Raw genomic sequence first — 11,490 nt, 5'->3', positions numbered from 1 at the left:
GTCGTTCAGGCTGTAAGGCGCTTGGCGCCATGGGCAAGAGCCAGTGCCTCGAGCTCTTCATGAAGTGATTCCGCAAAACTGCGCAGCACCGTCAGCTCGAAATCATCCGCACCGGTGCGCGTGAGCTGGATGGAGATGTGACCAAAGAGCGTCATCGCCGTGCTTCCCACAGGAAAGGCTGATGGATGCAGATCGACCGCCGTGCCTTTGTTGAGCACTCGAGTGGCATTGAGGCCCGAGACGCGGATACGGATACGGCCATGGCTCTGGTCGCAGATGAAGGCGCGGCCCGCAAGCGCTCCGGTCAATGCCCGCAGGTGAATATCGGAAAGCCGATCATTGCCGGTGATGAACCATTGCCGGTACCCGGCCGGGCGCACGGAGCTTTCCTTGAGGCCGGCCGCCAGAAGATGCGCCTCGATCTCCTCTCTCGTCGTCGTGCCCATCACATGCAGGAGGTGCCTCTCGGGCAGGGCTTCCAGCCGGATGGTGTCGCCACCCACAGTGGCCTTGCCGGCCAGAACCGGTCTATATATGGGCAAATCAGGCATGGAGCTTCTCGTTCTGAGGGTCGACGAAGACGGGGCTGCAGATCACCGCGTTCGTGTATTCATCTCTAAGGCCGTTCCAGACGGTGATCTTCTCGCCGATGCGCTCCGGTCCGTTCTTGACCAGGGCCAACCCGATCGTATGACCGAGGGTCGGTGAAAAGGCGCTTGACGTGACATAGCCCTGGTCGTTTTCGAGCGCCGCCGCCGCGCCATCCGCAAGGATATGAGCGCCGGTGCGGAAACTCGTGGCCGCATCCAGCGGCTTGATGCCGACGAGGCGCGGACGATCGGCGGCCTGAAGCCCCTCGCGGGCAAGCATCGCCTTGCCGATGAAATCGGGCTTCGTCGTCGAGACCATTCGGGCAAAGCCGAGATCGCCTGGCGTCACCGTGCCGTTGATCTCGGCATGGGTGACATGGCCTTTCTCGATGCGCAGGACGCCGAGTGCTTCGGCGCCATAGGGGCAGATCTCATGTTTCTGGCCCGCCTGCATGATGGCATCGGCGACGGACTCGCCAAAGGCCGCCGGCACCCCAAGTTCGTAGGCAAGCTCGCCGGAAAAGGATATGCGGAAAAGCCGGCCCTCGAGCTTGCCCCCGAATAGCGAAACCGTGCGTGCGCTCATGAAGGGGAAGGCGGCATCGGAGATGTCCTCGTCGACGATCTCGGAAAGGATCGCCCGCGATTTCGGGCCTGCTACCGCCATCTGCGCCCATTGGTCGGTCGAGGAGGCAAAATAGACCTCGAGCTCGGGCCAGAGCGTCTGGGCGCAGAATTCCAGATGCGTCAGCACGCCAGCGGCAAGCGCCGTCGTCGTAGTCATGAAGAAATGATCGTCGCTCAATCGGCTGGTGGTGCCGTCGTCATAGATCATGCCGTCTTCGCGCAGCATGATGCCGTAGCGTGCCTTGCCGACGGGCAGCTTGGCAAAGCCGTTGCAGTAGATGCGGTCGAGGAAGGTCGCCGCGTCCCTGCCGAAGATCTCGATCTTGCCGAGCGTCGACACATCGCAGATGCCGGCATTCCTGCGGATGTTCAGCACTTCGCGATCCACACTTTCGCGCCAGGTTTTTTCACCCTCGCGCGGAAACCAGGAGGAGCGATACCAAAGGCCGGTCTCCACGAAGATCGCGCCATTCTTCTTTGCCCACTGGTGTAAAGGGGATTTGCGCGCGGGTTGGAAGTGCTTGCCGCGCGAGGCGCCCGTCAGCGCCCCGAAAGAGACCGGCGTATAGAAGGGACGAAACGTCGTGGTGCTGACTTCGGCCGGGGAGACACCGCGGGCCTCGGCGAGGATGCCAATGGCATTGATATTGGAGAGCTTGCCCTGATCGGTCGCCATGCCATTGGTCGTATAGCGCTTGGCAAGCTCGACATCGCCATAGCCTTCGCGAACGGCAAGGCCGAGATCCTTGAGGTGCACGTCGTTCTGATAGTCGACGAAAGCCTTGCCCTTGCCGCCGTTGACGAACCAGAGTGGCTTGGCAGCCGGCAATGTCTCCTCCGTTGACGCAAAGGCGGGGGCGATCTCTCCGAAGCCGATTGCCTCCAGTGCCTCGGCAGCTTTGATTGCTCCGTCGCCAAGGCAGCTATCGGTGGAGGCAAGGCCAGCCGCGGAGCCGGCAATCAGCAGGCCATCCTGTCTTTCCGGCGCGAGGAAGGCCGCATGCTTTTCCGACCAGACCGGCTTGGCACCGCGATGGCAGGCGAGATGGATGATCGGGCTCCAGCCGCCGGACATGGCGAGGGCATCGGCATCGATCTCCTGTATGCCCGAGCCGCTCGCAATCTTGACCCGGCGGACGCGCTTGGTGCCCACCGCATCGATGATGCAAGCGCCGGTCAGCACCCGCGCCCTGCCGTTCCAATGTTCGCCATCGGCGCGCGTATCGACGATGGCGGCCACGCCGACGCCTGCGGCCTCGAGGTCGGCGGCGGTGCGGTAGCCGGAACTGTTTGTCGTGAAGACCACGGTGCTTTTGCCGGGAGCGATGGCCTGCCGGTTCAGATAGCTGCGCATGGCGCCTGATATCATCACGCCTGGAATGTCATTGCCGCCGAAGACAAGCGGCCGCTCCTCGGCACCGGTCGCAAGGATCGCCTGCTTGGCGATGATACGCCAAAGGCGTTCGACCGGCTGGTGTGGATCGGGTGCCGCCACATGCTTCTGCACGCGTTCGACCGCGCCGAAGACATTGTCGTCATACCAGCCGATAACCGTCGTGCGCGGCAGGCATTGCACATTCGGCAGGCCGTCGAGTTCGTCCAACATATCCTTGAGGGACGAGCTGCGTTCTGAGAGCAAACTGCCGCCGAGAGCAAAGCCTTCGTCAGCGAGAATGACGCGCGCGCCGGCGCGCCCCGCCGTCAGCGCCGCAGCAAGGCCCGCAGGCCCGGCGCCGATCACGAGCAGATCGCAATGTGCCCAGCTTTTCTCATAGGAATCGGGATCGACCTCATAAGAGGCCTTGCCGAGACCGGCGGCCTTGCGGATCAGCGGTTCATAGACCTTCTCCCAGAAGGCGGCCGGCCACATGAAGGTCTTGTAGTAGAAGCCGGCGCTGAGGAAAGGTGACAGCAGGCGGTTGACAGCGCCGACATCGAAGGCGAGCGAGGGCCAGCGGTTCTGGCTGCGCGCGATCAGCCCGTCATGAAGCTCGATCATCGTGGCACGGGTGTTGGCTTCCGTGCGACCGCCGATACCGGTCGTGACAAGTGCATTGGGTTCGGCGGTACCCGCCGTCAGAATGCCACGCGGTCGGTGATATTTGAAGCTGCGGCCAACGAGCTGGATGCCGTTGGCGAGCAGGGCGGAGGCGAGCGTGTCGCCGGGATGACCCGTCAAATTCCGGCCGTCGAAACGGAAGGCAACGGTTTTGGAGCGGTCTATCAAGCCGCCGGAGGAGAGGCGATAGCTGCTCATGCGCCGCCTCCAAGCTTGGCAAGCGCCGCGTCGCTGACGCCATGAACCTTGTGGGTAACTGTGTCACGTTCGACGATCAGCCAGCGGCGGCAGCCGGAGGAATGGTGCCAATATTCATTGTGCCGCCCCTTGGGGTTGTCGCGCAGATAGACGTAGTCGTACCAGTCTTCCGCACCGGCATCTGGAGCAGGGCGGCGGAGGCTTGCATCGCCCTTGATGGTGAATTCTTCCTTGGGACGTGTGCCGCAGTGAGGGCAGGAAATCAGGCTTGCCATCGTGTCATGTCCTCAATGCAGGTTCGGTTGGGCGCCGACGCCCTTCTCATCGATCTGATAGCCGCGCCGAAAGCGATCGAGGCGCAGCTGCGTCGCCGTCTCATGCGGCTCGTTGCGGGCGATCAGATGGGCGTAGCAGTAGCCCGACGCCGGCGTGGCCTTGAAGCCGCCGTAACACCAGCCGGCGTTCAGATAGAGATTGTCGATATGGGTCCGGTCGATGATCGGGGAGCCGTCCATGCTCATGTCCATGACGCCACCCCATGTGCGCAGATAGCGCACGCGCGTCAGTGCCGGGATCATCGCAACGCCGGCTTCAGCGACATGTTCGACAGTCGCGAGGTTGCCACGCTGGGCGTAGGAATTGTAGCCGTCGATATCGCCGCCGAAGACGAGACCGCCTTTGTCGGATTGCGAGACATAGAAATGTCCGGCGCCGAAGGTGACGACGCAATCGATGAACGGCTTCAGGCCTTCGGAGACGAAAGCCTGCAGCACATGGCTTTCGATCGGCAGGCGCAGCCCCGCCATGTCGGCGACGACGGTAGAATTGCCGGCGGCCGCCAGCGCCAGCTTGCCGCAGCCGATGAAGCCCTTCGTGGTCTCGACGCCAAGGACCCGGCCACTGTCGGAACGAATACCGGTCACTTCGCAGCCGGTGATGATGTCGACGCCACGGCTGTCGGCGCCGCGGGCATAGCCCCAGGCGACTGCGTCATGGCGCACGGTGCCGCCGCGCTGCTGCAATAGGCCGCCCATGATCGGGAAGCGCGCGTTTTCGAAATCCAGGAAGGGCAGCTTTTTGCGAACGGCTTCGCGATCGAGCAGCTCGGCATCGACGCCGTGCAGGCGCATGGCATTGCCGCGCCGGGTATAGGCGTCGCGCTGTGCATCCGAATGAAAGAGATTGAGCACGCCACGCTGCGAGACCATGGCGTTGAAATTGAAATCCTGCTCAAGCCCCTCCCAGAGCTTCATCGAGAGCTCGTAAAAGGGATTGTTGCCGGGCAACAGGTAGTTCGAGCGGATGATCGTGGTGTTGCGGCCGATATTGCCCGAGCCGAGATAGCCCTTTTCCAGCACCGCGACGTTGGTGATGCCGAAGGTCTTGGCGAGATAATAGGCGGTTGCCAGCCCATGACCGCCGCCACCGACGATGATGACGTCATAATGCGGTTTCGGTTGCGGCTCGCGCCAGGCGGGCGCCCAGCCTGTGTTGCCGCGAAGACCGTTGAGGAAAACAGAGAAAGCCGAATAGCGCATAGTTCGATCCGCTTTAAATTGCATCCATGATGACAGAGTGAAAAATGCAGACTTGCCTGATTGGGACCTTTTTCAGTAGAAAAGGGACATGGCTCCAATCGATGCACGAAATAGCCAATCCATCGGCTTCATCCTGATTCCGGGATTCGCACTGATGTCCTATGCTTCGGCGAGCGAGCCGCTGCGGGCGGCCAATCTTCTGGCCGGGCGCGAAATCTATCGACTGTCGATCTTTTCGCCGGACGGCACCCCGGCGGTATCCTCTGGCGGTGTACCGGTGCCGGCCGAGCCTCTCCCGGGTCGCGGATCCGGCCTCGGCACGGTCTTCGTCTGCGCCGGCGGATCGCCGCGCGATTGGCACTATCCCACGGTTTTCGCCTGCCTTCGCCAGCTCGCACGCGAGGGCGTGCGCATCGGTGGCATCTCCGGCGGTCCCTATCTGCTTGCCGCCGCCGGGCTTCTGGCCGAGCGCGATTTCACCATTCATTGGGAGCATGCGCCCGCCTTGCTCGAAGCCTTTCCAACACTGTCGCCGCGCCAGGCGCGCTTCGTGATCGACGGCAATCGCATCACCTGCGGCGGCGGCATCGCGCCGCTCGACATGATGCATGTTTTGATATCAGAGCGCATGGGGGCCGATTTCGCCCGGCGTGTCAGCGACTGGTATCTGCACACCGAAGTCGGCGAGCCTGCGGCGCCGCAGCGCGGGTCGCTCGCCGAACGCTATGGCGTTCACCATCCAGGTTTGCTGAGCGTGCTCGAAAAAATGGAAGAGACGATCGAGATGCCGCTCGACCGCAAGGCCATGGCGCGGATTGCCGGTGTCACGCCGCGTCATCTCGACCGGCTGTTTGCCGCTCATCTCGGCTCGACATTCCTCGATCAATATCGGCGGATACGCCTGCAGCATGCCCGGCGGCTTCTGGAGCAAAGTCCGCTTTCGATTTCCGAAATCGCCATCGCCACCGGCTTTTCCAGCGGCGCACATTTCTCCAGAGCCTATCGCTCGCTTTATGGCATGGCTCCCGGCGAAACCCGCCACGGCTGATTTTCGTCGTAGTTGAGAAAATTTCACTGGGAGGATAGAGTTCTTCCCAGCAAGCCCTGCCGGCAAAAAGGATACGGAATGAAAACCAAGGCAGACAGTGTATCGGCCGACGACCAATCCCATGCTGGACGGTCGGCCTTCTCCCAAAATCCGCATGCGGTGCGCGAGCCGAAGGAAAACAATCTCGAAATGGCGATCGGCCACGAGGTTCGCGCCTATCGCAAGAAGCTCGGCATCACGGTGACGGATCTCGCCGCCGCGACGGGGATCTCGCTCGGCATGCTGTCGAAGATCGAGAACGGCAATATCTCGCCGTCGCTGACGACGCTGCAATCGCTGTCGCGCGCGCTCGGCGTACCCTTGACCGCATTCTTCCGTCGCTATGAAGAGCCGCGCAATGCCGTTTTCGTCAAGGCCGGCCAGGGCGTCGAGCTGGAGCGCCGTGGCACGCGCGCAGGCCATCAGTATAATCTCCTCGGCCATATCGACAACAATTCGAGCGGCGTTATCGTCGAGCCTTATCTCATCACCCTGACGGCGGATTCGGACGTCTTCCCGACGTTCCAGCACGAGGGCATGGAGTTCCTTTATATGCTCGAGGGTGAGGTCATGTACCGCCACGGCGATCAGCTCTACCCCATGCAGCCGGGCGACAGCCTCTTCTTCGATGCGGATGCGCCGCATGGCCCGGAGGTGCTGGTGAAACTGCCGGCCAAATACCTGTCGATCATCAGCTATCCACAAAGAGGCAAGACCGACTGACTTGCCTTAAAAGAAAAATTTATTCTTTTGAGTTGAAAAACCGCATTGGACCTGATAGCCATTTTTGCAGATGCGAAAACGGAGGGTTTGGGCATGTGCGGAATTGTCGGTCTTTTCTTGAAGGATAAGGCGCTGGAGCCGAAACTCGGCGCGCTTTTGTCTTCCATGCTGATCACGATGACCGATCGCGGACCCGATAGCGCGGGCATCGCGATCTACGGCAACGATAATGGCAACACTGCGAAGATAACCGTTCAGTCGGCCGATCCGGAAAAGGATTTCGACGGGCTGGAATATGAACTCCGGCGCGCGCTCGACGTCCCGGTATCCGTCGTGGTCAAGAGCACGCATGCGGTCATCACCCTTGCCAAGGACAAGCTTGACGAGGGTAGGGCGGCCCTAGCGGCATCACGTCCGAATATCCGCGTCATGAGCAGCGGCGATACCGTCGAGATCTATAAGGAGGTCGGCCTGCCGAAGGACGTGGTCTCCCGCTTTGGCGTCACCGCCATGTCCGGCACGCACGGCATCGGCCATACGCGCATGGCGACGGAATCGGCCGTGACCACGCTCGGCGCCCATCCCTTCTCCACCGGCTCGGACCAATGCCTGGTTCACAACGGTTCGCTCTCGAACCACAACAACCTGCGCCGCGAGCTGAAGCGCGAGGGCATGGTCTTCGAAACGGAAAACGATACAGAGGTGGCCGCTGCCTATCTGACGGCCGAGATGGCGAAAGGCAAGGATCTCGGGGCGGCGCTCGAAAGCGCTGTCGACGATCTTGACGGCTTCTTCACCTTCGTCGTCGGCACCAAGTCGGGTTTCGGCGTCGTTCGCGATCCCATCGCCTGTAAGCCGGCCGTCATGGCCGAGACTGACCAGTATGTCGCCTTCGGCTCAGAATATCGCGCGCTCGTCAATCTCCCGGGCATCGAGGATGCCCGGATCTGGGAGCCGGAGCCGGCGACCGTTTATTTCTGGGATCACGAAAAGGCTGCCTGATCAGAAGCGCCGCAATCGAGAGAGATCTTACATGCCAGTTTTCGACCTGTCCGTCACGCCGCTGCGCGAACTCAACAGTGCCCTTCATGGCCTTGCCCCGGGCGCCAACGATCTAGCCTTTGAAGTCGTCAACCCGCGCGGCCATCATGCAGTGGCCGCCGGCATAGACGCGCCCGTCACCGTCGATATCAAGGGCTCCGTCGGCTATTACTGCGCCGGCATGAACGATGGCGGCAATGTCACCATCCACGGTTCGGCTGGTCCGGGCGTTGCGGAAAACATGATGTCCGGCACCGTTGTCATCGAAGGCGATGCCAGCCAGTATGCCGGGGCGACCGGGCAGGGTGGCCTGCTTGTCATCAAGGGCAATGCCGCCTCGCGTTGCGGCATATCGATGAAGGGCATCGACATCGTCGTCTACGGCAATATCGGCCATATGTCCGCCTTCATGGGGCAGTCCGGCCATCTCGTCGTGCTCGGTGACGCCGGCGATGCGCTGGGCGACAGCCTCTATGAGGCCAAGCTCTTCGTCCGTGGTTCGGTGAAAAGCCTCGGCTCCGATTGCATCGAAAAGGAGATGCGCCCGGAACACCTGCAAAAGCTCTCCGAGCTTCTGGAAAAGGCCGGCGTGCGCGGCGTCAGGCCGGAGGAATTCAAGCGCTATGGATCGGCGCGCAAGCTCTATAATTTCAATATCGACAATGCCGACGCGTACTAAGGCGAAGGGGACCTCATGAGCTACCACAATCCGCACACGCCGCCGCGCAAGTCCGCGACTTTCGACGATCATACGCTGGCGGAAATCCGCCGTGCGGCGGCGACGGGCATTTACGACATTCGCGGCGCCGGCACGAAGCGCAAGGTGCCGCATTTCGACGACCTATTGTTTCTCGGCGCGTCGATATCGCGCTATCCGCTCGAAGGTTATCGCGAGAAGTGCGATACGACCGTCGTCCTCGGCAGTCGTTTCGCCAAAAAGCCGATCACGCTGAAGACCCCCATTACCATTGCCGGCATGAGCTTCGGCGCGCTTTCCGGCAACGCCAAGGAAGCCCTTGGCCGCGGTGCCACACTTGCCGGTACGTCGACGACGACCGGCGACGGCGGCATGACGGACGAGGAGCGCGGCCATTCGCAGACGCTGGTCTATCAGTATCTCCCCTCGCGCTACGGCATGAACCCTAGGGATCTTCGCCGCGCCGACGCAATCGAAGTCGTTGTGGGCCAAGGCGCCAAGCCCGGCGGCGGCGGCATGCTGCTCGGCCAGAAGATCTCCGATCGTGTCGCCAACATGCGCAATCTGCCGAAGGGCATCGATCAGCGTTCGGCCTGCCGCCATCCGGATTGGACCGGTCCGGACGATCTCGAAATCAAGATCATGGAATTGCGCGAGATTACCGATTGGGAAAAGCCGATCTATGTGAAGGTCGGCGGCGCACGCCCTTATTACGATACCGCTCTTGCCGTGAAGGCCGGTGCCGATGTCGTGGTGCTTGACGGCATGCAGGGCGGCACGGCCGCGACCCAGGACGTCTTCATCGAGAATGTCGGCATGCCGACGCTCGCCTGTATTCGCCCCGCCGTGCAGGCGTTGCAGGATCTCGGCATGCATCGCAAGGTGCAGCTGATCATCTCCGGCGGCATTCGCTCCGGAGCCGATGTGGCCAAGGCCTTGGCGCTGGGTGCGGATGCAGTTGCCATCGGTACGGCGGCGTTGGTCGCGATCGGCGACAACGATCCCAAATGGGAAGAAGAATATCAGAAGCTCGGTACGACGGCCGGCGCCTATGACGACTGGCACGAGGGCAAGGACCCGGCTGGTATCACGACGCAGGACCCGGAGCTCGCAAGCCGGCTCGATCCGATTGCTGCGGGCCGGCGCCTTGCCAACTATCTCAAGGTGATGACGCTGGAAGCGCAGACGATCGCGCGCGCCTGCGGCAAAAATCACCTGCACAATCTGGAGCCGGAGGATCTCTGTGCGCTGACGATGGAAGCCGCCGCCATGGCGCAGATTCCGCTCGCCGGCACCAACTGGTACCCGGGCAAGGGAGGCTTTTAAGATACCGGCCGGGCCTGAGAGGTCCGGCCGCCGCATGCATCATCGAAGTGTCTCGAAGAAATCCAAAGGGGAACGAGAATGACACTGGATCTTGCTGCCTTTGCAAAGGACAAAGGCATCAAATATTTCATGATCAGTTATACGGATCTTTTTTCCGGCCAGCGCGCCAAGCTGGTGCCGGCGCAGGCGATCGCCGGTATGCAGGAGGAGGGCGCCGGCTTTGCCGGTTTTGCCACCTGGCTCGACATGACGCCCGCCCATCCTGATCTTTTTGCCGTACCCGATGCCTCCTCCGTCATCCAACTCCCATGGAAGAAGGATGTTGCCTGGGTCGCGGCCGATTGCATGATGGAGGGCGAACTGGTCGCCCAGGCGCCACGCAACGTCTTGAAGAAGCTCGTGAAAGAAGCGGAAGCCGCGGGCAAGCGCGTCAAGACCGGCGTCGAGGCCGAATTCTTCCTGATCACGGCCGATGGCTCCAAGATTTCCGACGAATACGACACGGCGGAAAAGCCCTGCTATGACCAGCAGGCCGTCATGCGCCGCTATGACGTCATCTCCGAGATCTGCGACTATATGCTGGAGCTCGGCTGGGGCGCCTATCAGAACGACCACGAGGATGCCAACGGCCAGTTCGAGATGAACTGGGAATTCGACGATGCCCTGAAGACGGCGGACAAGCACTCCTTCTTCAAGTTCATGGTCAAGTCGATTGCCGAAAAGCATGGCCTCAGGGCGACATTCATGCCGAAGCCTTTCAAGGGGCTCACGGGCAACGGTTGCCATTGCCATATTTCCGTATGGAGCAATGATGGCAGGACCAATGTCTTTGCCGACAGGGAAGCCGAATTTGGCCTGTCGGCCGAGGGCAAGCATTTCCTTGGCGGCATCATGAAACATGCCTCGTCGCTGGCGGCGATCACCAATCCGACGGTCAATTCCTACAAGCGCATCAATGCGCCGCGCACGACATCGGGTGCCACCTGGTCTCCCAATACCGTGACATGGACCGGCAACAACCGCACCCATATGGTGCGCGTGCCCGGTCCCGGCCGCTTCGAGTTGCGCCTGCCCGATGGTGCCGTCAATCCCTACCTGCTGCAGGCGGTCATCATCGCCGCCGGCCTCGACGGCCTGCGCAGCAAGGCCGATCCCGGGCCGCATCACGATATCGACATGTATGCGGAGGGTCATCTCGTGAAGGATGCGCCGCGCCTGCCGCTCAATCTGCTCGATGCGCTGCGTGCCTATGACGAGGATGAGGGGCTGAAGCAGGCGATCGGTTCGGAATTCTCCGACGCCTATCTGAAACTCAAGCATCAGGAATGGAACGCCTACTGCTCGCATTTCACGCAGTGGGAACGCGACAGCACGCTCGATATCTGAGTGCAGAGTGAAAAGATGCCCTTAAGGGATCAGGTGCCGGGGTACGATCCCCCGGCACGACGGCGGAATTTTGGCCGCAGACGGCGGAGGAAGATCAGCATGACGAGCTATGTATTGACAGTGACGTGCCAATCGACGCGTGGGATCGTTGCGGCGATCTCGAACTATCTGGCCGAGCAGGGCTGCAACATCGTCGATTCCAGCCAGTTCGACGATCT

11 protein-coding genes are annotated in these 11,490 nt (G+C 61.6%); 7 read left to right on the top strand and 4 right to left on the bottom strand.

Going from position 1 to position 11,490, the window contains the following annotated elements:
• Positions 1-5: 5 nt before the first annotated feature.
• The 4 genes from DQ393_RS02335 to DQ393_RS02320 are packed head-to-tail and all read right to left on the bottom strand — an operon-like array spanning position 6 to position 5,012.
• Complete coding sequence (locus DQ393_RS02335) at positions 6-551, bottom strand: sarcosine oxidase subunit gamma family protein (RefSeq protein WP_112340202.1); 546 nt, start codon at positions 549-551, stop codon at positions 6-8.
• A complete protein-coding gene (locus DQ393_RS02330) occupies positions 544-3,474 on the bottom strand; it encodes a sarcosine oxidase subunit alpha family protein (RefSeq protein ID WP_112340201.1) in 2,931 nt (976 codons plus the stop codon). The genes DQ393_RS02335 and DQ393_RS02330 overlap by 8 nt, the downstream gene beginning before the upstream one ends.
• Entirely contained in the window at positions 3,471-3,749 is a 279-nt protein-coding gene (locus DQ393_RS02325) for a sarcosine oxidase subunit delta (RefSeq protein ID WP_112340200.1), read from the bottom strand. The genes DQ393_RS02330 and DQ393_RS02325 overlap by 4 nt, the downstream gene beginning before the upstream one ends.
• 12 nt (positions 3,750-3,761) lie before the next feature.
• Positions 3,762-5,012, bottom strand: a complete 1,251-nt coding sequence (locus DQ393_RS02320; RefSeq protein ID WP_112340199.1) for a sarcosine oxidase subunit beta family protein — start codon at positions 5,010-5,012, stop codon at positions 3,762-3,764.
• Positions 5,013-5,100: 88 nt separating this feature from the next.
• On the opposite strand from DQ393_RS02320, the gene DQ393_RS02315 reads away from it, so the two are divergent.
• The 7 genes from DQ393_RS02315 to DQ393_RS02285 form a co-directional block, all read left to right on the top strand.
• Positions 5,101-6,060: a GlxA family transcriptional regulator gene (locus DQ393_RS02315; RefSeq protein ID WP_112340198.1), complete on the top strand. Its 960-nt coding sequence runs from the start codon at positions 5,101-5,103 to the stop codon at positions 6,058-6,060.
• A 78-nt stretch (positions 6,061-6,138) separates the two neighbouring features.
• Positions 6,139-6,822: a helix-turn-helix domain-containing protein gene (locus tag DQ393_RS02310; protein ID WP_112340197.1), complete on the top strand. Its 684-nt coding sequence runs from the start codon at positions 6,139-6,141 to the stop codon at positions 6,820-6,822.
• A gap of 93 nt (positions 6,823-6,915) precedes the next feature.
• Positions 6,916-7,824: a class II glutamine amidotransferase gene (locus DQ393_RS02305; RefSeq protein WP_112340246.1), complete on the top strand. Its 909-nt coding sequence runs from the start codon at positions 6,916-6,918 to the stop codon at positions 7,822-7,824.
• 31 nt (positions 7,825-7,855) lie between these two features.
• A complete protein-coding gene (locus tag DQ393_RS02300; protein WP_112340196.1) occupies positions 7,856-8,542 on the top strand; it encodes a GXGXG domain-containing protein in 687 nt (228 codons plus the stop codon).
• 15 nt (positions 8,543-8,557) lie between these two features.
• Positions 8,558-9,886, top strand: coding sequence for an FMN-binding glutamate synthase family protein (locus DQ393_RS02295; protein ID WP_095438571.1), 1,329 nt, complete (start codon positions 8,558-8,560; stop codon positions 9,884-9,886).
• 78 nt (positions 9,887-9,964) lie between these two features.
• On the top strand, positions 9,965-11,272 hold the full coding sequence (gene glnT, locus DQ393_RS02290; RefSeq protein WP_112340195.1) for a type III glutamate--ammonia ligase: 1,308 nt from the start codon (positions 9,965-9,967) through the stop codon (positions 11,270-11,272).
• Positions 11,273-11,371: 99 nt separating this feature from the next.
• On the top strand, positions 11,372-11,490 hold a 119-nt coding region (locus DQ393_RS02285), incomplete at its 3' end, for an ACT domain-containing protein (protein ID WP_281023929.1).

The organism is Martinezella tropici (assembly GCF_003287875.1).
Lineage (GTDB): Bacteria > Pseudomonadota > Alphaproteobacteria > Rhizobiales > Rhizobiaceae > Rhizobium > Rhizobium tropici_C.
The sequence above is the reverse complement of the archived record's forward strand: the minus strand, read 5'-3'. Positions and strand labels throughout refer to the sequence as shown.

Excerpts from the sequence above, each read along its gene's own strand:
- DQ393_RS02300 (WP_112340196.1), top strand. The coding sequence starts at position 7,856 with ATGCCAGTTTTCGACCTGTCCGTCACGCCGCTGCGCGAACTCAACAGT.
- glnT (WP_112340195.1), top strand. The coding sequence starts at position 9,965 with ATGACACTGGATCTTGCTGCCTTTGCAAAGGACAAAGGCATCAAATAT.
- DQ393_RS02330 (WP_112340201.1), bottom strand. The coding sequence starts at position 3,474 with ATGAGCAGCTATCGCCTCTCCTCCGGCGGCTTGATAGACCGCTCCAAA.
- DQ393_RS02325 (WP_112340200.1), bottom strand. The coding sequence starts at position 3,749 with ATGGCAAGCCTGATTTCCTGCCCTCACTGCGGCACACGTCCCAAGGAA.
- DQ393_RS02315 (WP_112340198.1), top strand. The coding sequence starts at position 5,101 with ATGGCTCCAATCGATGCACGAAATAGCCAATCCATCGGCTTCATCCTG.
- DQ393_RS02335 (WP_112340202.1), bottom strand. The coding sequence starts at position 551 with ATGCCTGATTTGCCCATATATAGACCGGTTCTGGCCGGCAAGGCCACT.
- DQ393_RS02305 (WP_112340246.1), top strand. The coding sequence starts at position 6,916 with ATGTGCGGAATTGTCGGTCTTTTCTTGAAGGATAAGGCGCTGGAGCCG.
- DQ393_RS02310 (WP_112340197.1), top strand. The coding sequence starts at position 6,139 with ATGAAAACCAAGGCAGACAGTGTATCGGCCGACGACCAATCCCATGCT.
- DQ393_RS02295 (WP_095438571.1), top strand. The coding sequence starts at position 8,558 with ATGAGCTACCACAATCCGCACACGCCGCCGCGCAAGTCCGCGACTTTC.
- DQ393_RS02320 (WP_112340199.1), bottom strand. The coding sequence starts at position 5,012 with ATGCGCTATTCGGCTTTCTCTGTTTTCCTCAACGGTCTTCGCGGCAAC.